Origin of the sequence: Streptomyces sp. CY-1 (genome assembly GCF_047218265.1) — a bacterium.
Taxonomy (GTDB): Bacteria; Actinomycetota; Actinomycetes; order Streptomycetales; family Streptomycetaceae; genus Streptomyces; species Streptomyces niphimycinicus.
In genome coordinates this window covers 6,736,896-6,763,481 of sequence record NZ_CP178393.1, presented here as the reverse complement: position 1 = coordinate 6,763,481, position 26,586 = coordinate 6,736,896, and the positions used below count along the sequence as shown (strand labels likewise).

At 72.4% G+C, this 26,586-nt stretch carries 18 protein-coding genes and 1 riboswitch; of the genes, 6 read left to right on the top strand and 12 right to left on the bottom strand.

Translation table 11 applies throughout. The features are described 5' to 3' along the window. The first annotated feature begins 93 nt into the window (after positions 1-93). Positions 94-831, top strand: a complete 738-nt coding sequence (locus ACK1X7_RS29070; RefSeq protein WP_398159426.1) for a hypothetical protein — start codon at positions 94-96, stop codon at positions 829-831. A 564-nt stretch (positions 832-1,395) separates the two neighbouring features. Here the strand turns inward: ACK1X7_RS29070 and ACK1X7_RS29065 are convergent. The 8 genes from ACK1X7_RS29065 to ACK1X7_RS29030 form a co-directional block, all read right to left on the bottom strand. After that, the gene (locus ACK1X7_RS29065) at positions 1,396-3,414 is read right to left on the bottom strand and encodes a DUF6350 family protein (RefSeq protein ID WP_413115830.1); all 2,019 of its coding nucleotides are present in this window, start codon (positions 3,412-3,414) and stop codon (positions 1,396-1,398) included. 209 nt (positions 3,415-3,623) lie between these two features. Continuing rightward, positions 3,624-4,508 carry a succinate--CoA ligase subunit alpha gene (sucD, locus tag ACK1X7_RS29060; protein WP_216345997.1) on the bottom strand — a complete coding sequence of 295 codons (885 nt, stop codon included), beginning with the start codon at positions 4,506-4,508 and terminating at the stop codon, positions 3,624-3,626. A gap of 21 nt (positions 4,509-4,529) precedes the next feature. Continuing rightward, positions 4,530-5,702: an ADP-forming succinate--CoA ligase subunit beta gene (gene sucC / locus ACK1X7_RS29055; protein WP_385154369.1), complete on the bottom strand. Its 1,173-nt coding sequence runs from the start codon at positions 5,700-5,702 to the stop codon at positions 4,530-4,532. A gap of 338 nt (positions 5,703-6,040) precedes the next feature. Further along, positions 6,041-7,501, bottom strand: coding sequence for a hypothetical protein (locus ACK1X7_RS29050; protein WP_413115829.1), 1,461 nt, complete (start codon positions 7,499-7,501; stop codon positions 6,041-6,043). A 97-nt stretch (positions 7,502-7,598) separates the two neighbouring features. Beyond that, on the bottom strand, positions 7,599-8,474 hold the full coding sequence (locus ACK1X7_RS29045) for a hypothetical protein (protein WP_390793076.1): 876 nt from the start codon (positions 8,472-8,474) through the stop codon (positions 7,599-7,601). 182 nt (positions 8,475-8,656) lie between these two features. Continuing rightward, entirely contained in the window at positions 8,657-9,949 is a 1,293-nt protein-coding gene (locus ACK1X7_RS29040) for a VWA domain-containing protein (protein WP_385154360.1), read from the bottom strand. After that, complete coding sequence (locus ACK1X7_RS29035) at positions 9,946-12,534, bottom strand: DUF5682 family protein (protein WP_413115828.1); 2,589 nt, start codon at positions 12,532-12,534, stop codon at positions 9,946-9,948. The genes ACK1X7_RS29040 and ACK1X7_RS29035 overlap by 4 nt, the downstream gene beginning before the upstream one ends. Then, a complete protein-coding gene (locus tag ACK1X7_RS29030; protein ID WP_364001355.1) occupies positions 12,531-13,685 on the bottom strand; it encodes an ATP-binding protein in 1,155 nt (384 codons plus the stop codon). Before ACK1X7_RS29030 ends, ACK1X7_RS29035 begins: the two co-directional genes overlap by 4 nt. A 137-nt stretch (positions 13,686-13,822) precedes the next feature. Between ACK1X7_RS29030 and ACK1X7_RS29025 the strand changes: the two genes are divergently transcribed. Together ACK1X7_RS29025 and ACK1X7_RS29020 are read left to right on the top strand one after the other, a co-directional pair. After that, positions 13,823-15,271 (top strand): SWIM zinc finger family protein, encoded by a 1,449-nt coding sequence (locus tag ACK1X7_RS29025; protein WP_413115827.1) that lies wholly within the window; start codon positions 13,823-13,825, stop codon positions 15,269-15,271. After that, positions 15,268-16,944, top strand: coding sequence for a DUF5691 domain-containing protein (locus tag ACK1X7_RS29020; protein WP_390793080.1), 1,677 nt, complete (start codon positions 15,268-15,270; stop codon positions 16,942-16,944). Before ACK1X7_RS29025 ends, ACK1X7_RS29020 begins: the two co-directional genes overlap by 4 nt. A 445-nt stretch (positions 16,945-17,389) precedes the next feature. Here ACK1X7_RS29020 and ACK1X7_RS29015 read toward each other — a convergent pair whose 3' ends face one another. After that, positions 17,390-17,800, bottom strand: coding sequence for a cobalamin B12-binding domain-containing protein (locus ACK1X7_RS29015; protein WP_014061419.1), 411 nt, complete (start codon positions 17,798-17,800; stop codon positions 17,390-17,392). 530 nt (positions 17,801-18,330) lie between these two features. Between ACK1X7_RS29015 and ACK1X7_RS29010 the strand changes: the two genes are divergently transcribed. Continuing rightward, complete coding sequence (locus ACK1X7_RS29010; protein WP_385146135.1) at positions 18,331-19,125, top strand: lipase family alpha/beta hydrolase; 795 nt, start codon at positions 18,331-18,333, stop codon at positions 19,123-19,125. A 229-nt stretch (positions 19,126-19,354) separates the two neighbouring features. Continuing rightward, positions 19,355-21,049 (top strand): M23 family metallopeptidase, encoded by a 1,695-nt coding sequence (locus ACK1X7_RS29005; RefSeq protein ID WP_413115826.1) that lies wholly within the window; start codon positions 19,355-19,357, stop codon positions 21,047-21,049. Between the two features lie 76 nt (positions 21,050-21,125). On the opposite strand, the gene pcrA is transcribed toward ACK1X7_RS29005, so the two are convergent. Then, positions 21,126-23,600 (bottom strand): DNA helicase PcrA, encoded by a 2,475-nt coding sequence (pcrA, locus tag ACK1X7_RS29000; protein WP_413115825.1) that lies wholly within the window; start codon positions 23,598-23,600, stop codon positions 21,126-21,128. Between the two features lie 173 nt (positions 23,601-23,773). Beyond that, positions 23,774-23,944: riboswitch (cyclic di-AMP (ydaO/yuaA leader) on the top strand. A gap of 7 nt (positions 23,945-23,951) precedes the next feature. Here pcrA and ACK1X7_RS28995 point away from each other — a divergent pair. Further along, complete coding sequence (locus tag ACK1X7_RS28995) at positions 23,952-25,121, top strand: C40 family peptidase (RefSeq protein WP_361495314.1); 1,170 nt, start codon at positions 23,952-23,954, stop codon at positions 25,119-25,121. A gap of 124 nt (positions 25,122-25,245) precedes the next feature. On the opposite strand, the gene ACK1X7_RS28990 is transcribed toward ACK1X7_RS28995, so the two are convergent. Beyond that, the gene (locus tag ACK1X7_RS28990) at positions 25,246-26,040 is read right to left on the bottom strand and encodes a L,D-transpeptidase (RefSeq protein ID WP_385146143.1); all 795 of its coding nucleotides are present in this window, start codon (positions 26,038-26,040) and stop codon (positions 25,246-25,248) included. A gap of 122 nt (positions 26,041-26,162) precedes the next feature. Then, positions 26,163-26,516: a hypothetical protein gene (locus ACK1X7_RS28985; protein ID WP_078642019.1), complete on the bottom strand. Its 354-nt coding sequence runs from the start codon at positions 26,514-26,516 to the stop codon at positions 26,163-26,165. Positions 26,517-26,586 lie beyond the last annotated feature (70 nt).

Genomic DNA, 26,586 nt, shown 5'->3' with positions numbered 1-26,586 from the left:
CACACTCCACATGCCGGACCGACGCCGCCGCGCGGCTCATCACCTCACACCGCCTCCCGCCACGATCGGGGGGCGGCGATGAGGCGCGCCCGCATGTCGCGTACGACGCCGCTGCTCCGGGAGCAGCAGTCGCCGTCCTCCTCGGCCCCCGGCGGGCAGAACGAGGACAATCCGTTCGCCCCGCCGCCCGAGGGCAGGCCGGACCAGCCGTGGCAGCCCCGGCCGGACGACGCGGACGGCGAAGGCGACCAGAACGGTCAGCAGCAGCCTCCGGCCTGGGGCAGCCAGTGGAGCAGCCGCCAGCCCAGCCGCCAGGGCGGCAGCTTCGGCACCGGCCCCGGCTCCAACCGCCCCTCCGGCCCCAGCGGCCCGCGCTGGGACCCCAACGACCCGGCCCAGCGGCGCGCCCGGTACGCGCTGCTCGCGGGCATGTGGGCGTTCTTCTTCGCGCTCTTCAGCCTGCCGCAGATCGCGCTGCTGCTCGGGACGCTGGCCCTGTACTGGGGCATCAGCTCGCTACGGGCCAAGGCGCGCCGCACAACGCCGCCGCCGGCCGCCGCCGCGCCCCTGAACGCCCCGCCGCCGCCCCCGGGCGCCACCCCGGCACCGCTGCCCGCCCCCGGCGCCGCGAAGCCGCAGTCGACGGCGGCGATCAGCGGCCTGGTGACGGGCGGGCTCGCGCTCGCCATCGTCGCGGCGACGTTCAGCTTCCAGGTCGTCTACAGCGACTACTACACGTGCGTGGACGACGCCCTCACGCAGACCTCCCGCCACGACTGCGAAACCTTGCTCCCCGAGCAGCTTCGCCCCTTGCTGAGCACGCAGGACTGACGGCGCCGCCGTGGCCCCCCGGGGCGGGCCGCACACCGGGTGCGAGGCGTGGGCGCCTCCGGCGGACAGCCCCACCCCGCCCCTCCCCGAAACCATGGGGCTCCGCCCCCTGGCCCCCCCACCGGGGCTCCGCCCCGGACCCCGCTCCTCAAACGCCGGAGGGGCTGAAATTCACGCCCCCGGGACGGGCAGGCGCCCCGCACCACCGGGAGCGGGGCCGCACCCACTCCCGCCAGCCGCCCCCGGGCTGAACGCCGCCCGGGCAGGCGGCCCGTGCCACCCGGGCGCGGACGCCGACGAGACGAGAGGGGACGGGTCCCCGCCACCTGGCGGTCCGGAATCGAGCCAGGGTTGGTAGCCACCGGCGGGTAGCCGCGAGACGACGGGAGGGGGCGGGGTCGCAGGGGTGGTGTCCTGGACGCTTACGTGTATTTGTGGCGCCAATCCCCGGCCCACTCAACGCCCCCGGCCAACGGCGCCGTAAATATACGGTCCAGGGCGCCGCCCCGGAGGCCCCGCACCCGCCACCCACCACGAACAGCAGGCACACCCGGCCCGCCCGCCTTACGGTTCGCGGCGGGTGTCGTCCGGCCCAGGTGAGGGGTAGGGCTCGGTGGGTGGCTGCGGGTGCGGCTCGGGGGTGCGCTTCCGGTTCAGCGTCCAGCGGCGTGGGCGGTCCGCCGTCCCGGCGGTGTTCGGGGTGCCCGCGGGGGTCGCGAGCCCCGCCATCGTCCCCACACCCGCCTCCCGTCCCGCCTCCGCACCGCCGCCAACCTCCCGCTTCCGGCCCCGGCCCCGGCCCTGGTCCCGGCCCCGGTTCCGTTTGCGCTGGGTGCCCGACGGCCGCAGCCACTGCCACCACGGCTCGGCCATCGCCTCGCGCACCTCCGCGGACTTCATGGGCGAGGCCACCGCGGGCCGCACCGCCGCCCGGGCCTCCGCCTCCTCCGCCTTGGCCGCGGCCCGCACCGCCCGAGCCTCCGCCTTTGCGGCAGTCCGCACCGCCCGAGCCTCCGCCCGGGTGGCAGCCCGCACCGCACGGGCCTCCTTCGCCTCCGCACGGGCCTGCGTGCGAGAGACCCGCCGGACCGCCCGCGCCGCCTTCCACTCCGGCCAGGAGGTCCTGGTAGGAACGCACAACCGGTACCAGCGCAGCACCACCGCGCCGGGCACCCCGATCACTCCCGTCCAGGCCAGCGTGATCATGCCCGTACGCCACCAGCTCGGACCCAGGTCGGCGAGGATGCCGATGCCCAGCGGGCCGCCCGAGACCCCGGCCAGCAGCGCCATCGCGGCGGCGCAACCACCCGCCGCCAGTCCGGCCAGCACCAGCGTCTCGCCGCAGCCCCAGGGCGGCCTGGGCTCGCCTCTGCCGGGGCGCCGCACCGCCGCGACCCCGATGAACCAGGCCACCGACACCCCGGCCGCGATCCCCGTGAGCCAGACCAGCGGCCCGCCGGAGCCGTCCGTGGGCAGCGCGGCGACCAGGGGAAAGTGCGGAAGCTGGGGGTAGGAGGTGATGCCCAGCGGCGCGACCACACTGCCGCCGCCGACCGTGAAGCCCGCGCCGACCCCGTACGCGGCGCCCCAGACGATGGCGTTCGGCAGCAGCGCCAGGCTCACCAGCAGCACCGCGAACCGCCCCGACCACACATCGCTGAGGTTGAGGAACGTCATCTGTACGGCGCCCGCGTGGCTCAGCATCGACGTCGCCGTAAGGAGCGCACCGCTGCCGAGCAGGACGAGGAGACCACTGGTCCCGGCCCGTAGCGCGGCGGCCAGCCGATGGCGCCGGCACCAGCTTCGCGCGGCCAGGTAAGCGGCCAGGGACATGACCAGGGGCACGGCCGTCCGTACGATCCAGCCCGCGCCGGGGAGCCGCCGCAGTCCGGCGTTCGCCCGTCCGGGCAGGCGGAGCGGGAACCGGCCGCTTGCCGTCCACACACCCACGGCGGCGATGGCCGCCGCGACGACCGGCAGATGCAGCAGCGCGCTGAGCAGGTCGACACGCAGCGGCCCGCCCGAGGCGTACAGCACGGCCGCGGTGCCGACCATCAGATAGCCGCCGGTCACCCAGGCGAAGGCGGTCCGCGGATCGACGACGGACTCGGGAGCGACAACGGGCCCCGGATCGGCAACGGAGTCCGCGGGCACCCACCGCCCCTCTCGCCCCTCTCGCGCCTCCTGCCCCTTCTGCCCCTCCTGCCCCTCGCCCTCGTCCGGCTCCGCCTGGTAGACGGCGTGCTGGGCGGCCCGGTAGAGCAGCCAGCACGGCACGATGCCGAGCAGCAGCGGGGTGAGCCCGACGGGCGCGGTGTGGCCGGAGAGCGTCTCGGTGCGCACGAGGTCGGCGCCATGGCCGAGCAGCCACAGGTCGGCGGCGACATGCAGGGCCCCGTCGGGGCTGCTGTCGGGGGACGAGGAGGTGATCCACAGCAGCAGTACGACGACGGCGAACGTGCCGAGGCCGAGCCCCGCGGCGACCACACCGCCGAGGAACGCCTCCCTGATGGCGGAGGAGCGCCGGGGCGCGGAACGGTCACGTGAGGACACCGACGGGCTGCGATCGGTCGTTTGCGTCACGTGACCATGCTGCCAATAACAGCCCTTTCATCCTCACATCAAGGGTTTGGTCGCCGTGTCGCGTCTAGTCCGCTTATGCGTCTTTTATGGCGCGATGGTATGGATGGGTGGCTTGCCGATTCCGCCACCGGGTATCCGTCGCCCGGGAACGGCGCGGGCCCGCACCACCCCAGGGTGGTGCGGGCCCGTGGCATCAAGCCGTGGCGGCGTCAGCCGGCCAGGGCGGCGCGCGCCAGGCGCGCGGTCTCGGACGGGGTCTTGCCGACCTTCACGCCCGCGGCCTCGAGGGCCTCCTTCTTCGCCTGAGCGGTGCCGGAGGAGCCGGAGACGATGGCACCCGCGTGGCCCATCGTCTTGCCCTCGGGGGCGGTGAAGCCCGCCACATAGCCGACGACCGGCTTGGTGACGTTGGCCTTGATGAAGTCCGCGGCCCGCTCCTCGGCGTCGCCGCCGATCTCGCCGATCATCACGATCAGGTCGGTGTCGGGGTCGGCCTCGAACGCGGCGAGGGCGTCGATGTGGGTGGTGCCGATGATCGGGTCACCGCCGATGCCCACGCAGGACGAGAAGCCGATGTCCCGCAGCTCGTACATCATCTGGTAGGTCAGCGTGCCGGACTTCGACACCAGACCGATCCGGCCGGGCTTGGTGATGTCGGCCGGGATGATGCCCGCGTTCGACTGACCCGGCGTGATCAGACCCGGGCAGTTCGGGCCGATGATGCGCGTCTTGTTGCCCTTCTTGCCCGCGTAGGCCCAGAAGTTTGCGGTGTCGTGGACCGCGATGCCCTCGGTGATCACCACGGCGAGCGGAATCTCGGCGTCGATCGCCTCGATGACCGCGCTCTTGGTGAACTTCTCCGGGACGAAGATGACCGTGACATCGGCGCCGGTGGCGTCGATGGCCTCCTTCACGGAGCCGAAGACCGGGATCTCGGAGCCGTCGAAGTCAACGGTGGTGCCGGCCTTGCGGGGGTTCACGCCGCCGACGATGTTGGTGCCCGAGGCAAGCATCCGACGGGTGTGCTTCTGCCCCTCGGACCCGGTCATCCCCTGGACGATGACCTTGCTTTCCTTGGTGAGGAAGATAGCCATGGTTTCTGGTGACCTCGTCCCTTACTTCGCAGCCAGCTCGGCGGCACGCTCGGCCGCGCCGTCCATGGTGTCCACCTGCTGAACGAGCGGGTGGTTGGCGTCGGTCAGGATCTTGCGACCCAGCTCCGCGTTGTTGCCGTCGAGGCGCACGACCAGCGGCTTGGAGACGTCCTCGCCCTTGGACTTCAGCAGCTCCAGGGCCTGGACGATGCCGTTGGCGACGGCGTCACAGGCGGTGATGCCACCGAAGACGTTGACGAAGACCGACTTGACGTCCGGGTCGCCGAGGATGATCTCGAGACCGTTGGCCATCACCTCGGCGGAGGCGCCACCACCGATGTCGAGGAAGTTGGCGGGCTTCACATTGCCGTGGTTCTCACCGGCGTAGGCGACGACGTCGAGGGTCGACATGACCAGACCCGCGCCGTTGCCGATGATGCCGACCTCGCCGTCGAGCTTGACGTAGTTGAGGCCCTTGGCCTTCGCGGCCGCCTCGAGGGGGTTGGCCGCGGCCTTGTCCTCGAGCGCCTCGTGCTCCGGCTGGCGGAAGGCGGCGTTCTCGTCCAGGGAGACCTTGCCGTCCAGCGCGATGATCTTGCCGTCTTCGGTCTTGACCAGCGGGTTGACCTCGACGAGCAGGGCGTCTTCCTGGATGAAGACGACCCACAGCTTCTTCAGGACGTCGACGACCTGGTCCGCGATCTCGGCCGGGAACTTCGCGGCGGCGACGATCTCGGCGGCCTTCTCCTGGGTCACGCCCTCGATGGCGTCCACCGGGATCTTGGCGAGCGCCTCGGGGTTCTGCTCCGCGACGACCTCGATCTCCACGCCGCCCTCGACGGAGGCCATGGCGAGGAAGGTGCGATTGGTGCGGTCCAGCAGGAAGGAGACGTAGTACTCCTCCTTGATGTCCGCGGTCTGGGCCAGCATCACCTTGTGGACCGTGTGGCCCTTGATGTCCATGCCCAGGATCTGGTTGGCCTTCTCCACGGCGTCGGCCGGGTCGGAGGCCAGCTTGACGCCACCGGCCTTGCCGCGGCCGCCGACCTTCACCTGCGCCTTGACGACCGCGCGGCCGCCCAGGCGCTCGGTCACCTCGCGCGCCGCCTCAGGCGTGTCGATGACTTCACCGGCCAGCACCGGTACACCGTGCTTGGCGAAGAGGTCCCTCGCCTGGTATTCGAACAGGTCCACGCGCGTCCGTCCCTTTTCCATGGATATCGCGGTCGTTATCTGCGCGGGCGTGCCGCGGGGGCAGCGTGAGGACGCGATCTATAACGAGGGCGGCACACGTTCGCCGGGTACGCGGCATGTCCGTCTCGCAGGTTATCTCCGCAGGACGTGCGGCCCTAAATCGCAGATCACACTGGAGCGGTGATTACGGTCACAGATCGCGACCGTTTCCATCTATCTCTGTACGACAACCGGGCAGCCCCCTCCCCAACGAGGGCTGCCCGGTTGATGATGCTCGCCTTACGGTTTTACTGATTTCCGGCCTTCATGGCGTGACCGCCGTACGCCCGCCGGGGCGATCAGACGGTCGGAAGCGTGCCCGGAACGGTGGGCAGCTCCGCCGGGAGCTGCGGCAGGTCCGCCGGAACGGTCGGCAGCTCGGCCGGGAGCTGGGACAGGTCGGCCGGAACAGTGGGCAGCTCGGCCGGGAGCTGGGACAGGTCGGCCGGAACAGTGGGCAGCTCGGCCGGGACGGTCGGCAGGTCCGCCGGAAGCTGCGGCAGCTCGGCCGGAACGGTCGGCAGCTCGGCCGGAAGCTGGGACAGGTCGGCCGGAACGGTCGGCAGGTCCGCCGGCAGGACCGGGAGGGCGGGGATGTTGGCCGCGTCGGTCAGGTCGGTGGGCAGCGCGGGGAGCAGGCTCAGCGCACCGTCCTTGACGTTGCCCACGGTGGTCTGGGCGTCCGCGACCGTGCCCAGGGCCAGGTCCTGGGCGAACGGCACGGTGGTGCCCGCCAGGTCCTGCGCGAACGGGACGGCGGTGGACGGCACGCTCACCACGACCGGCACCAGGCGGTCGACGGTGTCCTGGGCGGCCGGAACCACGTTGGAGACGGTGCCCAGCGCGAAGCCCTGGGCACTGCCGGTCACGACGCCGGCGTACGGGGTGGTGCGGGCCACGGCGTCGTCGGCCAGCGCGCCGGTGTCACCGACGGTCCGCTGCGCGACCGGGACGACCTTGACCACGATGCGGTGCACGGCGGGCGGCAGCACGTCCGAGGCCACACCGTCGACGACCGGCTTGGCGGTGCCGATGACACCCTGGACCTTGCCGGTCAGCTCCTCCGGGCGGATGCCGGCGCCGGAGAGGCAGGCGAGCAGGTCATTGGCCGAACCCGGGGCGGCGGGCAGCTTCGGGGTGGCGGGAAGCTGGGCGGGCAGCTTGCCCGTGACGCCCTTGACGTCCGTCAGCGAGCCGGTGGGCAGCGTGGCGGTGTCGGGCAGGGTCGGCAGCGAGCCGAGGCCGGGGAGGCTGGGCACCACACCGGGGACCTCGCCGGTGGGCAGGTCGAGGTCGGTGGTCTTCTTGACGGTCTTCTCGAGGCCCTTGACGGCCTTGTGTGCCTTCTTGACGACCTTGTCCGGCCGGGCGGCGTCGCCGGTAAGGCCGTCGGTGGTGCCCTCGACGGTCTTGGTGACGTCCGAGACCCGCGGCAGGTTGGCGGCGCCGGGGACCCGGTCCCGCACGGGGGCGGTGACGCCGTCCACGGTGGAGGCGGCGCCGTCCACGGTCTTCTTCGCGGTGTCGGTGACCTTGGAGGTGTCGGCCACGCCGCCGGTCACGCCGTCGACCGTCTTGGTCACCTTGTCGGTCGGCAGGGTCTTGTTCACCGTCTTGGTGACGCCGTCCACGGTGCTGGTGACACCGTCGGTGGCGGGAGCGGCCGGGTTCTCGGCGGCGCTGGCGGCGGCGGAGCCGAGGGCCCAGATACCGGTGGCGGCAGCGGCTACGAGGATGGAGCGGCGAAGGTTGTTGCGCATGGTGGAGGAAGTCCTTCGAAGTCAAGAGGGGTGTCGGACGGGCAGACCTGACCCGCCCCCGCGCGGCAGGTCTCAACAGACGGGGGTGAGGTCTGCCCTAGCCGGGGAATTCGAGGACTTCGTTGAACCGCTCGCGCGTCGGCGCCGAGCTCTCCGCGCGGACCGTGCCGGGCTTCAGCCCGAACGACGCCGCGGCGGACGGCGGAAGAGCGGCCTGGGTGTTCCCACCACGGGAAGCGCCGCTGTCGCCGGTGCACTGGGAGGTGGCCCCGAGCGGGGACCGCGGAAGGGGCAGCGGCGCCGGGGCGCCACCGTCCGGACCGGTGCCGGAGGCCGCCGCCCGGACGACGGGCCCGTGCCCGGCGTGGGAGGCGGCCGCGGCGTGGTGCGTGGTGACGGCCGGGGTCCCGGCCTCGGGCCCCATCGGGGCCGCGGCGGCGGACGCCGCCTTGTGCACGGTCACCGGCTCGGCCTTGGCCGCGTGGTGCTCGGCGGCCGGGCCGTGGTCCGCCACGGAGCCAGGGGAGTCCAGGCCGATCGCGTCACCGATGCCGACGTCGGGCAGCCGCACCGGCAGCTCACCGCTCGTGGCGTCGCCGACCAGATCGTCTATCGGCTTGGTGATCTTCTGCGCTTCCCGCTCGACCGGCTCCTGGATGGGCCGCACGGTCTTCCGTACGACGTCCTGTGCCGTGTGAGTGGTGCGCCCCACCACGGGCGGTGCGTGCCGCTCCACCTGCTGCCGCGCCCGCTCGACACCCGAGGGGTCGAGCAGCCCGGAGACGGCGGAACGATCGGCCGACGCGCCGGTGGCGGCGCCCTGTTCGCTCCGCTCGGCGGCGTGAGCGCTGCCGCCGAAGAGGAACGCCAGGGCCAGGAAGCCGCCGAGGAAGAGCGCCGCCAGCAGCGCCCGCCGCGCGGCCACCGTGCGCGGCAGGCGCACGGTGACAGGCACGGCGGACACGACAGACACGAGCGGGGCCCTCCCTGAGTACGGGGCGTACCTACGAGGCGTACAACGGGCACGTAGGCGTGGCGATATGACTTTGAGGCCGCACTGAGCAGGACGACATCGCCAACCGGATGGCTGGATTCACGTCCTGGGCGACGGGGTTGATCCTTGCACGACCCACAGGGGTCGGCGCAAGCCCCGGATCACTGATGGATCGCCATGTCCGGTATGGGCAGTTGGCGTCGTTCGATGGCCGCCGCCATCACCTCCGGGAAGAGATCGGGGGTGCAGGCGAAGGCGGGCGCGCCCAGTGCGGCGAGCGCCGCCGCGTGTTCGCGGTCGTAACTCGGCGCCCCCTCGTCGGACAGCGCGAGCAGCGTCACGAACTGCACCCCGGACGCCTTCATCGCGGCGACCCGCCCCAGCATCTCCTCGCGTATACCGCCCTCGTAGAGGTCGCTGATGAGGACGACGACGGTGTCGGCGGGCCGGGTGATCTTCGACTGGCAGTACGCCAGCGCGCGGTTGATATCGGTGCCGCCGCCGAGTTGGGTGCCGAAGAGGACGTCCACCGGATCGTCCAGCTCATCGGTCAGGTCGACCACGGAGGTGTCGAAGACGACCAGCCGGGTGGCGAGGGAACGCATCGAGGCGAGCACGGCGCCGAAGACCGAGGCGTAGACCACGGACGCCGCCATCGACCCCGACTGGTCGACGCACAGCACCACATCCTTCTTCACCCCGCGCGCCGCCCGCCCGTATCCGATGAGCCGCTCGGGGACGACCGTCCGGTGCTCGGGCAGGTAGTTCTTGAGGTTGGCCCGGATGGTGCGGTCCCAGTCGATGTCCCGGTGGCGCGGGCGGCCGATCCGGGTGGAGCGGTCGAGCGCTCCGGTGAGGGTGGCGCGAGTGCGGGTCGCCAGCCGCTTCTCCAGATCCTCGACGACCTTACGGACGACGGCCCGAGCGGTGTTCTTGGTCGTCTCCGGCATCGCCTTGTTGAGGGACAGCAGGGTGCCCACGAGATGGACGTCCGCCTCCACGGCCTCCAGCATCTCCGGCTCCAGCAGCAGGGCGGAGAGCCCCAGCCGGTCGATGGCGTCGCGCTGCATGACCTGGACGACGGAGGTGGGGAAGTACGTACGGATGTCGCCGAGCCAGCGGGCCACTTGGGGCGCGGAGCCGCCGAGCCCGCCGGAGCGAGCACCGCTCGCCGCGCCCTGCGGGCCGCCGCTGCGCCCGGCGACCGTGCCTCCGCCGCCATGGCCGTCACCGCCCCGGGAGCCGTAGAGGGCCTCAAGGGTGCGGTCCATGGCGGCGTCGGCCCCGCTGAGCGAGCAGCCGGTGCCGTCGGCGCCCTGGCCACCGAGCACCAGCCGCCAGCGCCGCAGCCGTTCCTGATCGCCTTGGCCGCGACCTTGGTTGTGGCCGGCGTCGCCGTGAAGGTCGGCCTCGCCGTGAAGCTCGGCGCCGCCGTGAGGGTCGCCGTGTGTCATCGGGCTGCCTCCATGGTGTCGTTGCCGTACGGGGCCGGATCGAGGCCCAGCAGCAGGCGCACCGTCGGGACGACGGCCGCCGCGCGGTGCGGGTCCAGCCCGGGGCCGAAGCCGGGTGCGGCGGGGACGGCTCGACCGCCGGAGTGCCCCTCGGCCGCGGGGCCCCGGCGGACCAGCTCGCCCAGGGTGCGGCGCACGCCCGTGTCGTACGCGGAGAAGGTGCGCCGCAGCAGGGGCAGGACGTCGGTGAACGCCTCGGCGGGAACGGAGTTCAGCCAGCGGTCGACCAGCCCGAGCAGCCGCTCGTCGTGGACGAGCAGCATGCCGCCGCCCGCACCGCCGCCGATGAACCCCTCGATCCAGGAGGCCGCTTCGGACGGCTCGGTGCCGGGCGAGAGCGCGAGCCCCATCAGCCGGGCCGCCTCGTCCTCGGCGAGCCGGGCATCGTCCAGCAGCAGCCGCGCGGCACGGCCCCGGATCAGCCCGGGTGTGGCGGGGGTGCCGTCCCGCCCGGCGAGGGAGCGCAACATGGCCGCCCAGCGCCCCCGCAGGCCGTCGGCGGCGCCGGAATACCGGGGCCCTGGCTCTGGCTGTACCCCGGTCCCGGGCACTGGCCCGGTCCCCGGCTCCGGCTCTTTCCCGGTCCCGGGTTCCGTCTCCGACAGCAGGCCGATCGCCCGGTGCACGGCCTCCATATGGCCGCGCATCTCGGCGGCGCCGTCGGCGTCGAGGCCGACGCAGGCGGGCGGCAGCCCGACCAGGATCCGCTCGGCCAGCCCCACCGCGACCTCGCCGAGCGCGGCGGTGTCAGTGCCCCGTACGTCCCCGTAACGCACCGAGCGCACCAAAGCGGGCAGGGCCTGGGCGAGATGGCCGACGTCCGCGTCGAGCGCGGCCCGGTCGGCGAGCGAGCGCATCACGACGGGAAGGGCCCCGGAGAGCGCGCCAAGCAGACAGCGCTCGGCCAACTCGGTCACCTCGGCGAGCCCCTTGGCGCTCCGGGCCTCGGTCTCCGCCTTGGCGGTGGCCGCCGACAGCACCGTGGTGCCCCACACCCCCGCTTCGGCGACCCGCACCGACAGCTCCGGCTCCCACCGCAGCCGCCAGGTCTCCCGGAAGGTGCCGGTGCTGCCTCGGGAGACGGCCGGGCTGCCCCAGTCGACCCCGAGCAGCCGCAGCCGGTGCAGCAGGCGGCTGCGCCCGGCGTCGGTCTCCTTGCGCAGGTCCAGCTCCAGCTCGCGCTCCAGCGCCTCGGGCTTGAGCCGCAGCGAGCGCTGGATGCGCGTCAGGTCGCGCTGGAGCGGCGCCGCCGGAGCCGACTCGGGCACTTCGCCCAGGACATCGCCGACCACCAGCCGGTCCCACACCAGCGCCATCGGCACATCGGAGCCCTCGCACATCACCGCCCTTACGGCGTCGAGGGTCTCGGCGAGCCCGGCGAGCGGACGTCCGCGCATCGCGGCCAGCGTTTCGGCGAGCCTCACGGCCTCGATGACATGAGCCGAGGACACCGCGAAGTCCTCGTCTCGCAACAGCCCGGCGACCTTGGTGAGCCAGCGCTCAACGGGCCGGTCCGGGGCGTGGAAGAGATGGTCGTACCAGCCCGGCGAGGTGATGCCCGCCCCGTATCCGCTGTGCCGGGCCAGCCGCCGGTGTGTCCAGGGCACCCAGCTCATCTCGGCCTTGACCTTGGGCAGCCCCTTGAGGAGCTTCCGGTCGGCGGTCGCGGTGGTCCGCGCCCCCAGTGCCGGTACGTGCCAGGCCCCGCAGACGACGGCGACGTCGTCGTCCCCGAACTCCCGCCGCGCCTCGCGCAGCCGCAGCCGCATATGGGCCTCGCGCACCGCGTCGTCCTCGTGCCCGCCGTGCCCGTACTCGGCGCGCAGCGCCTCCATGGCCTCCGCCACGGCCGTGAACGCCTCCGCGCCGCCGGTGCCGCGGTGCTCGATGACGTCCTCCCACCAGCGCTCCGGGTCGTCGTATCCGGCCGTCTCGGCGAGGACGGACAGCGGGTCGACGCGCAACCGCTCGGCGGAGCCGACGCCACCCGGAGCGGCCTGGCCGCCCGGGCCCGCCTGGTCTCCCGGGCCCACCGGATCGAGCGCAGCGGCCGGTGTGGACGGACCGTCCGGAGTGGGCGAACCGGCCTGGTCGGGCGCGGCCGCCGGGGCTGGCGTGGCCGCCGGGGCTGGCGGCCCCGCCGCCGGAGGGGGCGCGGCCTCCAGGGTCTGCTTCGCCGACAGGGCCAGCGAGTTGGCCGCCGGGAGGTCGATGAACCGTACGGGGACCTCGTGGGCCAGCGCCCACTGGATGGCCGCCCACTCCGGGGAGAACCCGGCCAACGGCCAGAATCCGGCGCGCCCCGGGTCGTCCGCGGCATGGGCGAGCAGTGCGACGGGCGGGCGCATGTCCTTCTCGGCGGCGAGCCGCACGATCGCGTCCGCCTCCGGCGGCCCCTCGATCAGCACCACGCGCGGTGCGCACGCCTCCAGCGCCGCCCGCACCGCCCGCGCCGACCCGGGCCCGTGATGGCGCACGCCCAGCAGCAGCGGGCCGGCGGCCCGCGCCCGCGGGGCGCCCGTCATGCGGTCACCTCTCGGCACGAGCGGTAGAAGTCCTTCCAGCCGTCGCGCTCGCGGACCACCGTCTCCAGGTACTCCTGCCAGATGACGCGGTCGGCCGCCGGGTCGCGGACGACCGCGCCCAGGATGCCGGCGGCCACATCGCCCGCCCTCAGCACGCCGTCGCCGAAGTGGGCGGCGAGGGCGAGGCCGCCGGTGACCACGGAGATGGCCTCGGCCGTCGACAGCGTGCCCGAGGGCGACTTCAGCTTCGTACGGCCGTCGCCGGTCACTCCCTCGCGCAGCTCGCGGAAGACCGTGACCACCCGGCGGATCTCCTCGACGCCCTCCGGGAGCTCCGGGAGCTCCAGCGAGCGGCCGATCTGGGCGACGCGGCGGGAGACGATGTCGACCTCGTCCTCCGGGGTCGCGGGCAGGGGCAGCACGACCGTGTTGAAGCGGCGGCGCAGGGCGCTGGAGAGTTCGTTGACCCCGCGGTCGCGGTCGTTGGCGGTCGCGATCAGGTTGAACCCGCGGACCGCCTGGGCCTCCTCCCCCAGCTCCGGGATCGGCAGCGTCTTCTCGGACAGGATGGTGATCAGCGTGTCCTGCACATCGGCCGGGATGCGCGTCAGCTCCTCCACACGCGCGGTCATGCCGTCCGTCATCGCGCGCATCACCGGGCTGGGCACGAGCGCGTCACGGCTCGGGCCGTGGGCGAGGAGCCGGGCGTAGTTCCACCCGTACCGGATGGCCTCCTCGGGCGTTCCGGCGGTGCCCTGGACCAGCAGGGTCGAATCGCCGCTGACCGCGGCCGCCAGATGCTCCGAGACCCATGTCTTCGCGGTGCCGGGCACGCCGAGCAACAGCAGGGCGCGGTCGGTCGCGAGGGTGGTGACGGCGACCTCGACGATGCGGCGCGGGCCCACGTACTTGGGTGTGATCACGGTGCCGTCGGGCAGCGTGCCGCCGAGCAGATAGGTGGCGACCGCCCACGGCGACAGCCGCCACCGCGCGGGCCTCGGACGGTCGTCGGCCGCGGCCAGCGCGCTCAGCTCGTCGGCGAAGGCGTCCTCCGCGTGCGGACGCAGCGCTTCCGCGGCTCCGGCGGCCTCGGTGGGCCCTGCCGCCGCGCTGGTGTCGGTGGATTCGGTTCCGGGCACAGTGACGGTCACAGCTCCCCCACGACTTGTTTCCTCGTTCCGTTTCCGGACGTGTGAACCACCCTGCACCACCCCACTGACAACCGGGCCCCGGTCAACGAACGCCCAGGTCAGGGCGATTGTCAGTGGGTGCCCGTACCGTCGCAGACATGAATCCGCAGGGGGAACGCTGGACGGCGGAGCGGGTGCTGGCCCTGGCTCCTGACGCCACGTCACGCACGGCGGGCGGCAAGCTCGCCGCGGCCGCCACGTGGTCGGGCGCGGGCGCGCACGGCCAAGCGGTGTGGGGGCTGTGCTCGGGCAGCGGCAGCAAGCCGTACCAGACGGTTGTCGATCTGAACGGGCCCGGTTATCGGTGCAGTTGTCCGAGCCGGAAGTTCCCGTGCAAGCACGCGCTGGGCCTGCTGCTGCTGTGGACGTCCGGCGAGGGGGGCGTGCCCGGGGGCGGGGAGCCGCCGGAGTGGGCCGAGCAGTGGCTCGGCGACCGGCGGGAGCGGGCCGAGAAGCTCGCCGCCGCGGCCCGGGACGGGGGCCCGGGCCGCGGCGGTGACGGCGGCGAGAAGGGGGATGGCTCGGGGAGAGGGGAGAGCGCGGGCGCGGCCGATCCGGAGGCGGCCCGCCGCCGCGCCGAGCGGCGGGCCCAGCGCATCGCCGCGGGCGCCACGGAGTTGGAGCGGCGGCTCGCCGATCTGCTCCGCGACGGTCTGGCCTCCGCCGACCGCGCCGGGTACGGGGTGTGGGACGAGACGGCGGCGCGGATGGTCGACGCCCAGGCTCCGGGGCTCGAGACGCGGGTGCGGGAGCTGGCCGCGATTCCGTCGTCCGGTCCGGGGTGGCCCGCCCGGCTGCTGGAGGAGTGCGCGCTGGCCCACCTCCTCAACCAGGGATTCCTCCATCTGGACCGCCTCCCGGAGCAGTTGGCCGCCACCACGCGCACCCGCGTGGGCCTTACGACGCCGGTGGCCGAGCTGCTGGCGACCGGGGAGCCGGTCCGGGACCGCTGGCTGGTCCTGGGCCGCCAGGACGGCACGGACGGCAGGCTGACCACCCGCAGGATCTGGCTGCGGGGCGAGCGCACGCGCCGTATGGCACTGCTGCTCTCGTTCAGCGCCCCCGGCCAGTCCCCGGAGCTCGCCCTGCCCACCGGCCTGGTCCTCGACGCCGACCTCACGTATTACCCGGCGGCCCGGCCCCTGCGTGCCGCGATCGGCACCCGGCACGGGGAGTTGCCGCACGCCCCATCACCCACGTCGCCGCCGGTCCCCGAGGGGTGCAATGTCGATACCGCGCTCGCGGACTATGGGGCGGCGCTCGGGGAGGATCCATGGCTGGACGGCTGGCCTGTCGTGCTCGCCGAGGTGGTGCCGGTCCCGGGGGACGGCGGATGGCAGCTTGCGGATGAGCGGAGCGGCTCCGCGCTGCCCGTCGATCCGCGCTGTGCGGGGCGCACCGATCTGTGGCAGTTGATGGCCATATCCGGCGGTGGTCCGGTCACCGTCTTCGGCGAGTGCGGCCATCGCGGCTTCTCGCCCCTCACGGCCTGGGACCCGACCCCCGTCTCGCTCATCGCCATGGCAGCGCAGGGAGGCACCCGTTGACCACCACGACCCCCACCGCGTCCTGGGACGATCTCGTCGCGGCCGCGCTGCTCGGCACCGAGCGGCGCACTCCGCCCGTCGCACCGCGCCCCGGGCAGGACGCGCCGTCCGCCCTGCTGGACGCGGCCGCGCTCAGCACCGTGCGGCGGCGGGCCGGGCTGCGGCCCGCGCCCGCCCGGCCGGGGCCCGGTCGGGCGCCCGAGGATCCGCGTCCGGCGCTGCCCGCGGCCGCCCGCGGCAGACTGGCGATGCTGCTCGCCGACCGCTCGGCACCGGGGCGCGGCGGTCCGCGCTCCGCGCCCGACCTCGCCGAGCTGCTGCCGCAGTGGCTCGCCCTGGCCAATCACCACGGCTATCGCGTGCCCGACGCACTGCTCCCGGCCCTTCTCGACGCGGCCCGTGCCCGCACCGATCTGCGGCCCGAGGCACTGACGCTGGGCGGGCCGCGCGCACTGTGGCTGGCCCGGCTCAACCCGGACTGGAAGTTCGCGCTGCGGGGCACGGCGGGCCGGGCTCCCACAGCGCTCCCTGAGCCGTCCGGGGCGGCCACCGGCCCGGACGGTGAACAGCGGCTGTGGGAGGAGGGGTTGTTCGCCGAGCGGGTGTCCCTGCTGGCGGCGGCGCGCCACCGCGACCCGGCGGCGGGGCTGGCCCTGCTCAGCGGCACCTGGTCGACCGAGCGGGCCGAGGACCGGCTGATGTTCCTGGACTCGCTGCGCGATGATCTCTCCCCGTCCGATGAGCCGTTCCTCGAACAGGCGCTGTCCGACCGCAGCCGCAACGTCCGGGCGACCGCCGCCGAGCTGCTCTCCGCGCTCCCCGGCTCCGCGCTCGCCGCGCGCATGGCCGAGCGGTCGCGGGGCTGCGTCTCTCTGACCACCGACGAGGTGACCGGCGGTGAGCCGGCCACCGGCGGGCTCACCGCTGACAAACCGACCGCCGCCGAATGGATAACCGTCCGGCCGCCGGACGAATGCGACAGCGGAATGCAGCGCGACGGCATCGTGCCCAAGCCGCCCTCCGGCCGGGGGGAACGGTCCTGGTGGCTGGGCCAGTTGGTGGAGGCGACCCCGCTGGACCGCTGGAGCGCGTGGTTCGGCGGACGCGGCGTGGCCGAGATCGTGGCGCTGCCCGTCGCGGACGGCTGGCAGGCGGATCTGCACGCGGCCTGGTGCCGGGCCGCGGTGCGGCAGCGCAGTGCGGAGTGGTGCCGCGCGCTGCTCGGCACCCCGGCGGTGGCGCCGGTCACCGCCGGGGAGGCGGCCCCCGCCGCCTGGCGGGACCCGGCGAAACTGCTGTCCGCGCTGCCCGCCCGGGAGCGGGCGGAGTGGGTGGCCGAGTTCGTCGCGTCCCACGGCCTGTCCGACGCCTTCCGGCTGCTCGGAGTGTGCACGGTGCCCTGGGCCGAGCCGCTGGGCCGGGCCGTCGTCGACGCACTGGACATCGCACGGGACGCGGGCAGCTACCCATGGAGCTTCAGCGGCGTCATGGGCCTGGCCGAGCGCTGTCTGGACCCGGCCCAGGCGGATCGGCTCGAGGTGCTGACGGCGATACCGGACGAGTCGGAGGGTGCGGCGCCGGGCGCCGGGGGCTATTGGGCGGAGGCATTCCAACGGCTGGTGGGCACGCTCCGGCTGAGGGCAGCCATGCAAGCCGAACTCGAACCGGCGTAACCCACGAAGCGGGCCGGGGGCCCGCGGATGCCCTGACCTCCGGCCGTGCGCAAGGCCCCTGGCGTGCCCGAGCCCGTAAAGCTCCGTGGCCCGCGTGCGCGCCCTGGCCGGAGGTGCCCCGGGATCCGGCTGGGCCCAGGCGTCAGCCTCCAGGGCGAGCCCAGACATCAGCCCCGGACTTGGGCCCGGGCGTCAGGCTGCGGGGCGGGCCAGGGCGTCAGGCGCGGAGGCTGGCCCAGGCATCAGACTGCGGGCTGCGGGCTGCGGGCTGCGGGCATCAGGTTGCGGGCTGCGGCGGCGGGCGGCGAGACGGACGTTCGCCCCCACGGGTCAGGCGCCGCCGGGGCACATCGTGGTGTCGTACGGGCGACGCGGGACGGTCCGGCACCGGACAGTCCGGCGCCGTACGCCCCGCGCCCGCCCTGCCCCGCATCGAACGGGCAGGTCAGGCGGCTACCGGCCGGACGTTTTCGCGTACCCACTCCACGATGGAGGTCGTCGTCGCGCCCGGGGTGAAGATCTCCGCGACGCCCTGCTCCTTGAGCGGACGGATGTCCGCTTCGGGGATGATCCCGCCTCCGAAGACCTTGATGTCCTCCGCCTCGCGCTCCCGCAGCAGCTCCAGCACCTTGGCGAAGAGGGTCATATGGGCACCGGACAGGATGGACAGCCCGATCGCGTCGGCGTCCTCCTGGATCGCGGTGTCGACGATCTGCTCGGGCGTCTGGTGGAGACCGGTGTAGATGACTTCCATGCCCGCGTCGCGCAGCGCCCGCGCGATCACCTTCGCCCCACGGTCATGGCCGTCCAGCCCCGGCTTGGCCACCACCACACGGATCGGACCGGTCACACCCATAGCAGCCTCCAAGCTCTTCAAGCCCTTCGAGCCATCGCCCGCACGGACGTGAACGAACGTTATCTCCAGCATCCCCTACCCGGCAGTTTCGCGCCGCGCCGCGAGGGGGAAATCACACGTGGGACACGTTCACCGAAGGCCGCACCCGTACCCGCATCCGCATCCGCGCACGCCGCGCCTCCATCGCGCGGACGCCGCATACGCTTCGGGCCGGCCACACCAGGGGAGCCGCAGCGGGGACCGTCGCACCGCGCAGCGCCGTCGAGAGCCGCATGGCGCCGCGGTGCGACGGGCGGTCCTGCGTCATGCGGTCACAGCGCGCCTTCTTCGTGCGGTGCCGGAGGGCATCGGGCCACCGCACGGCCGAAGTCGCCCTGACCAAGCGCCCTGACCGGCGCCCCGCCCCGGGCTGATGTCCGGGGCTCATGACCACGGCCAAAGCACGCCCGAAGCGACCGGCTGCCCATGAGGGCATACGGGGGGAGCCTCCAGCCGCCTCCTGTGCGCCGCATTGCGGGAGGTCGGCCGCCATGGGCCTCGTACAGATCCGGCAGCTCCGGGCCATCGCCCTCGACCTGGCGCTGCTCGCCGGGCATCTGCTGCTCTACCCGACCGGGCTGCGCCAGGAGCGCCCACCCGCTCCCCCGCCGCCCGGCGCGGCGGCGCGCCTGCCCACGGACGGCCGGGCCCACCGGCCCGTGCTGCTTCTCCATGGCTTCATCGACAACCGGTCCGTCTTCGTTCCGCTGCGCCGCTCGCTCGGCCGCCATGGCCGACCGCATATCGAGGCGCTCAACTACTCGCCGCTGCTGTGCGATCTGCGCACCGCCGCCGCGCTGCTCGGCCGCCATGTCGAGGAGGTCTGCGCCCGCACCGGCCATGGTCAGGTTGATGTCATCGGGCACAGCCTGGGCGGTCTGATCGCCCGTTACTACGTCCAGCGTCTCGGCGGGGACGCCCGCGTCCACACCCTGGTGACGCTCGGCACCCCGCACAGCGGCACCCGTATCGCGCCCTTGTTGTCCGCACATCCACTCGTGCGCCAGATGTGCCCGGACTCCGAGGTGATAACGGAGTTGCGGCAGCCTGCCCCTGATTGCCGTACGCGTTTCATCGCTTTCTGGAGCGATGTGGATCAGTTGATGATCCCGGCGGAGACGGCCCGGATAGACCATCCGGATGTGATCTCCCAGAACATCCGCGTCAACGGAATCGGACATCTCGCCCTGGCGGTGCATTCCTCGGTGGCCGTACGGATCCGCGAGGCCCTGGATGCCGCCGACGAGGCGCCGACTGACGGCTCCGGCGCGGTCTCGGTGGCATGAGAGGAGGGACTGCCGCACGGCGGCACAAGGCCCCTTCCCGGTAGTTCAGCGGGCCCGGAATTGCCGAACGCCAATCGAACACCCGGCCAAGGAACTGCGTACAGTCAGCCGAAAGACGGCCAAATGCCCTTTGCCGTGATGCCCAAAACTCTCGGAAGATTGTCGCTGCCGCGTACCGCCGGGTACAGTCGCCGCTAATTCTCCTGCAGCCGAGGCGAAAGAGAAGTTGGTGGTGAACGACCGTCACCCGTCGGGGGCCCCTCCGACCGTCCCCGCTCCTGACGCCTCGTATCCGTACGACGAGGCTTACGGTCAGCGACAGGACACAGCGCACGGCTACGCCGGGTACGACGGCTATTCCACCGGCAGCTTCGCCCACCTGGCCACGGCCTACGGTGACGGCGACCCGCTCTTCGGCACGCTCCCGGGCGCGTACGACGACGCGCAGGGCGCCCACAGCGGTCAGTACGACGCCTCACAATGGGCCGCCGTCGACCAGCATCAGACCGGGTCGTACGACACGGGCCACTACAACACGGCCCACTACGACACCACTCATTACGACTCCGGCTCCTATGACACCACCGCGATGTGGGCCGCCGCGGGCTATCACCTGCCCACCGGCATCCCGGCCCAGCAGGACGCCGAAACCGGCGCCCAGTGGGACATCGGCGCCTGGGACACGGGCGCCACCGGCCACACCGAGATGCCGGGTCAGTGGGACCAGGGCGCGGGGTACGAGGCCGAGACGTACACCTCGGGCGTGGACACCGGCCAGACCCAGTTCTGGGACGCCACCGCCTACGGGACCGTGGACGAGGCGCAGCACTACGACCACTCGGGGCTGACCCAGCCGGGCTTCGACCAGCACCAGCACCAGCCCGAGCACCAACCAGAGCACGAGCCGAACGACTTCGAGCAGACGGCCGTGTTCGAGCCGAACGCCTTCGAGCACAGCGGAGCCTTCGAGCAGTCGGCCGCGTTCGACGAGACGGCCGCGTTCGAGCAGGCCGCCGTCGCCGAGCACGAGCCGAACAGCTTCGAGCACACCGCCGTCTTCGACCCGGTCCACGAGTCCGACCAGTCCCACGACCCGGCCCCCGAAGCGGAACCTGAACCCGAGGCGGCGGCCGTGCGGGAATCCGCCCCCTCCCCCCGCCGGGAGGCGAGCCGCGGTCGCCGCCGTACCCCCTCGCCCCGCCCCAAGCGCTCCGCCCTCCTCACCGTCGCCGTCCCCTCCGTCTGTGCTCTCGGCGTCACCGCCGTGGCCGCCGCCTCCGTCAGCGGCGTGGGAAGCGACAAGAAGGACGAGTCCACCACTCAGGCCGCCCCCGACACCGCGGCGGCCCCCGTGAAGCCCTCCGTGGCCAACAGCAAGCTGGACTCCCAGCTCGCCGGGGTCCGAGAGGGCGCCGACGACTTCCGCGACCGCGCCAGCCGCACTCAGGAGCGGATCGACCTCCAGGCGCGCCAGGCCGCCGAGAAGAAGCGCAAGGCCGCCGAGGCGGCGCGCAAGGAGGCGCTGCGCCCGAAGTACGCGCTGCCCGTCGCCCAGCACGGTCTGAGCGCCATGTTCGGCCAGGCCGGGATCAACTGGATGTCCGTGCACACCGGCATCGACTTCCCGGTGAGCTACGGCACGCCCGTGATGGCCGCCACCGACGGCACCGTGACGACGCAGTGGAACGACGCCTACGGCAATATGGTCGTCCTGACCAGCCCGGACGGCACGGAGACCTGGTACTGCCACCTCAGCAGCGCCAAGATCCGCTCCGGCACCGTCAAGGCCGGGGAGACCATCGCGTACTCCGGGAACTCCGGCAACTCCACCGGCCCGCATCTGCACTTCGAGGTCCACCCTGGCGGTGGCTCGGCCATCGACCCGCTGCCCTGGCTGCGCGGCCAGGGCCTCGACCCGACCTGACCGGCCCGGGCCCCGTTCCCCGACCGCTGTAGCGCGCCACCGGCGCGCTACAGCCTCAGCGCTCGGGTCACTTCAGCTACAGCTTCTCCACCGGTGCGTACCGCAGCAGCAGCCGCTTCGGCTTCTCCTCGCCGAAGTCGATCGTCGCCTCCGCGTTGTCCCCGCTGCCCTTCACCGCCACCACCGTGCCGAGCCCGAACGAGTCATGGGTGACCCGGTCGCCGATGGCCAGCGCGACCACCGGGCGCTCCTTGGCCCGCCGGGTCGCGAACCCGCTGCCCCCGGTGCGCGAACGCGACGACGACAGACCGGACGTCAGCCCCGACGGCGGGGTCGAGGCGATGCTGCCCATGGACGCCGACGGGGTGGCGGGCCCGGTGCGCCGCCACCGCACATACTGGTCCGGGATCTCCTCCAGGAAGCGGGACGGCGGGTTGTACGCGGGCTGGCCCCATGCGCTGCGCATCGTCGAGCGGGTCAGATAGAGCCGCTCGCGGGCCCGGGTGATCCCCACGTAGGCCAGCCGCCGCTCCTCCTCCAGCTCCTTGGTCTGGCCGAGCGCCCGCATATGCGGGAAGACGCCGTCCTCCATGCCGCTGAGGAAGACGACCGGGAACTCCAGGCCCTTCGCCGTGTGCAGTGTCATCAGGGTGATCACACCGGAGCCGTCGGTGTCCTCGTCGGGGATCTGGTCGGAGTCGGCGACGAGCGCGACCTGCTCCAGGAAGTCCGCGAGGGTGCCGGGGTTCTCCTCGCCGCGGTCCTGCTCGAACTCCAGGGCCACGGCCGCGAGCTCTTGCAGGTTCTCGATCCGGGTCTCGTCCTGCGGATCGGTGGACGCCTGGAGCTCGGCCAGATAGCCGGTGCGCTCCAGCACCGCCTCCAGGACGGTCGCCGGGCCCGCCCCGGACTCCACGATGGTGTGCAGCTCCTCCATGAGCGTGTTGAACCGCTTGACGGCGTTGGCCGAGCGGGCCGCCATGCCGTACGCGTCGTCGACCCGGCGCAGCGCCTGCGGGAAGGTGATCTTCTCGCGCAGCGCCAGCGCGTCGATCATGGCCTCCGCGCGCTCCCCGATGCCGCGCTTGGGCACGTTCAGAATGCGGCGGAGCGGGACGGAGTCCTCGGGGTTGGCCAGCACCCGCAGATACGCGAGGACGTCCCGGACCTCCTTGCGCTCGTAGAAGCGCACGCCGCCGACGACCTTGTAGGGCAGTCCGACCCGGATGAAGATCTCTTCGAAGACACGGGACTGGGCGTTGGTCCGGTAGAAGACCGCCACGTCACCGGCCTTGCCGTCGCCCGCGTCCGTCAGCCGGTCGATCTCGTCGGCGACGAACTGGGCCTCGTCGTGCTCGGTGTCGGCCACATAGCCGGTGATCTCGGTCCCGGCGCCGGCCTCGGTCCACAGGTTCTTCGGGCGGCGGTTCTCGTTGCGCTCGATGACCGCGTTGGCCGCGCTCAGGATCGTCTGGGTGGAGCGGTAGTTCTGCTCGAGGAGGATCGTCCGCGCGGTGGGGTAGTCCTCCTCGAACTGGAGGATGTTGCGGATCGTGGCGCCCCGGAAGGCGTAGATCGACTGGTCGGCGTCGCCCACCACGCACAGCTCGGCGGCCGTGGTCTCCTCGGTGTCCGTGCCCACCAGCTCACGCACCAGGGTGTACTGCGCGTGGTTGGTGTCCTGGTACTCGTCCACCAGGACGTGCCGGAAGCGGCGGCGGTAGTGCTCGGCCACGTCCGGGAACGCCTGGAGCAGATTGACCGTGGTCATGATGATGTCGTCGAAGTCCAGCGCGTTGGCCTCGCGCAGCCTCGCCTGGTACATCGCGTACGCCTCGGCCAGGGTCTTCTCGAAGCCGTCCGCGGCCTGTCCGGCGAAGGTCTCCTCGTCGATCAGCTCGTTCTTCAGGTTGGAGATCTTGGCGCTGAAGGACTTCGGCGGGAACCGCTTGGGGTCGAGATCCAGATCCCGGCAGACCAGCGACATCAGCCGCTTGGAGTCGGCGGCGTCGTAGATCGAGAACGACGAGGTGAAGCCGAGCTTCTTGGATTCGCGGCGCAGGATGCGGACGCAGGCGCTGTGGAAGGTGGAGACCCACATGGCGTTCGCCCGCGGGCCGACGAGCTCCTCCACCCGCTCCTTCATCTCGCCCGCCGCCTTGTTGGTGAAGGTGATGGCGAGGATCTGGCCGGGGTGCGTGCCGCGGGCGCCGAGCAGATAGGCGATGCGGTGGGTGAGCACCCGGGTCTTGCCGGAGCCGGCGCCCGCGACGATCAGCAGTGGCGAGCCGGTGTGCTCCACGGCGGCTCTCTGCTGCTCGTTCAACCCCTCGAGCAGGGCGGACGGGTCCACGACGGGCCGCGCCGCGCCGTCCCGATAGTGCGCCTCCCGGGGCACGGGCGCGTCGAAGCCGCCGCTGAAGAGGTGATGCGGCACGTCCTCGGCGCCATCGGGGCCGGGGTGCGCCGAATCCTCGGGCGGCGGCGGTGGCTCCTCGTTCGAAGGAGGCCCGAGGTCCGCCAGGAAGCTGTCGTCAAAGAGGCTGCTCATCGCTCCCCGAGTCTAGGCCGCCCCACTGACAGCCGGTGCCCGAACATCACGAAACGGTTTCGGGCAAAACGGCCACCAGTCTTCACAGGAGCCCCACGTGTTGGCTACCGTCCTGCGTCAGGCGGCCCGGAAGATCCGTCGGCGAACCACGTCGGCACGGGCGGCCTCCGCCGAGTCCGGTACCGCCGTGAGGCGCCCGGAGCCGGGGACCCGACAACGCGACACCGGGGTGAATCGGCCCGAAGCGGCGTGGCACACAAGTGCCGCCCGGACACGGCCGTAGGGCAACCTTCCGTACCGCCCGAACCCGACAGCTAACCCGGTAGGCGGTCCACGGAAGGAGCGCCTCCGTTGGCGTCGCACCGCAAGCCGCGGAGCCGGATACCGGCCCCGCTCACCGGCCACGGCCGCCGTACGGCCGTCGGGTTCACCACGGCCGCCCTCGCATCCGTCACCCTCCTCTCCCAGACGGCCAACGCCGCGCCGGGCGACGACCCCAAGCCGGCCACCCAGTCGATCGACAAGGTCAAGGAGAAGGTCGACACCCTCTACCACCAGGCGGAGAGCGCCACCCAGCGCTACAACGCCGCCAAGGAGCGCGCCGATCAGCAGCGCGCCAAGGTCGACAAGCTGCTGGACTCCGTCGCCCAGCGCACCGAGAAGCTCAACGAGGCGCGGCGCACGCTCGGCGCCTACGCCACCGCCCAGTACCGCGACGGCGGAATGGCCCGCTCGGCCGCGACGCTGCTGTTCTCCAACGATCCGCAGGACGTCTTCGACCAGTCGCATCTGATCGACCGGCTGACCGGTCGGCAGAAGCAGGCCGTCGACGACTTCCAGAAGCAGCAGGCGAGCGCCGCCAAGGAGCGCGGTAAGGCCGGCGAGAGCCTCGCCTCGCTGACCGCGTCGCAGAAGCAGCTCAAGACCCAGAAGAAGACCGTCCAGGACAAGCTGACCGAGGCCCGGCGGCTGCTGGCGAATCTGACCGCCAAGGAGAAGGCGCGACTGGCGGCGATCGAGAAGAAGAAGGCGGAAGAGGCCCGCCGTAAGGCGGCCGCGCTCGCCGAGAAGCAGCGCCAGGAGGCCGCGCGCAAGAAGCAGCAGGAACAGCGGGAGCAGCAGAACGGAGACAGCGGCTCCGGTTCGACGACGCCCTCGGCCCCGGCCAACAGCTCCAAGGCGGCCCAGGCCATCGCCTTCGCGAAGTCGCAGCTCGGCAAGCCGTATGTCTGGGGCGCCACCGGCCCCAGCTCCTTCGACTGCTCAGGGCTGACGCAGGCGGCCTGGAAGTCGGCCGGGATCTCGCTGCCGCGCACCACCTGGGACCAGGTGAAGGTCGGTACGCGCGTCTCGACGTCCGAACTCCAGCCGGGCGATCTGGTCTTCTTCTACGACGACATCAGCCATGTCGGCCTCTACATCGGCGACGGGATGATGATCCACGCGCCGAAGCCGGGCGATGTGGTGAAGAAGGCGCCGATCACCGAGATGCCGATCTACGGGAGCGTGCGGCCCGCGTAGGGCACGCGGGCCGTGTGAAGGACGCGGGGTGAAGGACACGGGGCCGTGCGGGCCCCTGGTGTGCCGCTGCCCGGGGCCGGGGCCCCGGGCAGCGGCATCGTCATGTCATCGGCGCGGGTGCCGCTCACGTGCCGGGCTTGCGCCCGTAGACGTACACGTCGTCGCCGTTCTTCAGCAGGCTCCAGTACTTCTTGGCCTCGCCCGTGCGCATGTTGACGCAGCCGTGGGAACCGGGCGGGGACCATACGCTCCCGGCGATCGAGTGGAACGCCTGACCGCCGTCGAAGAACTGGCTGTAGGGCATGGCGACCTTGTAGAGCGTCGACCAGTGGTTGACGTCGCGCCAGTAGATCTTCTTCAGCCCGGTGCGGGTCTCGAAGCCGTTCCGCCCGGACCGCACCGGCACCGGCCCGTAGACCAGCCGGGAGCCGTCCTGGATCCAGCTCAACTGCCGGGTGAGGTCGACGCAGGCGATGCGGCCCTTGTTGGTCGGGCACTTCTTCGCCGCGTTCGGGTCGTGTCCGGCGGCCTTCTGGGTGTTGATCAGGCTCATCACGCCCCAGGTGATCGGGCCCGCGTAGCCGATCGTCGGGCTGATGCCGTGGTTGACCTGGAACTTCTGGATCGCGAGACAGTCCGCCCGCGACTGCCGCCCGTCCACGGGGCGGCCCAGGAACCGCTCGGCCTGCCTCTGGTACGGCCCCACGCTGGTCGTACACGATGACGCGGCCATCGTCGCCGGTGTCACCGATCCGGCCGACCTGCCCAGCGGCCGTGGCTGGGCCGGCCGTGCCTGAGCCTGTGCCGGACCGGCGACGGCGACCGCGAGCGGCACCGTCATCCCCGCCAGCCCCAGCACGAGACCCGCGCGCCGGCTCTGCCGGCTCTGCCTGCTTCTGACTGCCCCCACTGCCCCCATGGCCACTCCTCTCGACTGCCTCGCTCTTTTACCAGGACAGCTCGCGAGTGCAAACGGTTGCCTCAGGATCGCGCCGAAAAGGTGTCGGAATTGTCTCGGGATTACCTCAGATGATCAGCTCGTCAGGTCCACAACACGGCGATGAAAATGTTTGCCGTTGTCAAGGCACCCACCGCGCCGAAGGCGGCAGACTCTACCTTCTCCTCGTCGCGCTTCACATACACCAGGCCGAGGACCACGATCAGCAGCGCCAGCTTCACACCGATCTTGATGTTGTTGACACTGTTGTCGTCGGCCTGATTGAGCCCGACCAGCGCCGCGCCGGTGACCAGCATGGTCAGCGCGCCGTGCAGCATCGCCGGGGTCATCCGGGCCTCGCCCGCGCCCATTGCCTTGAGCTGTGAGAAGAAGCCGCCGAGCAGTGCGCCGATGCCGACGATGTGCAGGCCGACGAACACGTGAATGAGTACGTCCATGGCTCCGGAGACTAACCGCGCGCATATCATCACCCGGCACTCGGGTGGGCCCCTATCGGCGCTTCGGTCA

Excerpts from the sequence above, each read along its gene's own strand:
- ACK1X7_RS29010 (WP_385146135.1), top strand. The coding sequence starts at position 18,331 with ATGGGCCTCGTACAGATCCGGCAGCTCCGGGCCATCGCCCTCGACCTG.
- ACK1X7_RS28990 (WP_385146143.1), bottom strand. The coding sequence starts at position 26,040 with ATGGGGGCAGTGGGGGCAGTCAGAAGCAGGCAGAGCCGGCAGAGCCGG.
- sucD (WP_216345997.1), bottom strand. The coding sequence starts at position 4,508 with ATGGCTATCTTCCTCACCAAGGAAAGCAAGGTCATCGTCCAGGGGATG.
- ACK1X7_RS29035 (WP_413115828.1), bottom strand. The coding sequence starts at position 12,534 with ATGACGGGCGCCCCGCGGGCGCGGGCCGCCGGCCCGCTGCTGCTGGGC.
- ACK1X7_RS28985 (WP_078642019.1), bottom strand. The coding sequence starts at position 26,516 with ATGGACGTACTCATTCACGTGTTCGTCGGCCTGCACATCGTCGGCATC.
- pcrA (WP_413115825.1), bottom strand. The coding sequence starts at position 23,600 with ATGAGCAGCCTCTTTGACGACAGCTTCCTGGCGGACCTCGGGCCTCCT.
- ACK1X7_RS29050 (WP_413115829.1), bottom strand. The coding sequence starts at position 7,501 with ATGCGCAACAACCTTCGCCGCTCCATCCTCGTAGCCGCTGCCGCCACC.
- ACK1X7_RS29015 (WP_014061419.1), bottom strand. The coding sequence starts at position 17,800 with ATGGGTGTGACCGGTCCGATCCGTGTGGTGGTGGCCAAGCCGGGGCTG.
- ACK1X7_RS29070 (WP_398159426.1), top strand. The coding sequence starts at position 94 with ATGTCGCGTACGACGCCGCTGCTCCGGGAGCAGCAGTCGCCGTCCTCC.
- ACK1X7_RS29025 (WP_413115827.1), top strand. The coding sequence starts at position 13,823 with ATGAATCCGCAGGGGGAACGCTGGACGGCGGAGCGGGTGCTGGCCCTG.
- ACK1X7_RS29040 (WP_385154360.1), bottom strand. The coding sequence starts at position 9,949 with ATGACACACGGCGACCCTCACGGCGGCGCCGAGCTTCACGGCGAGGCC.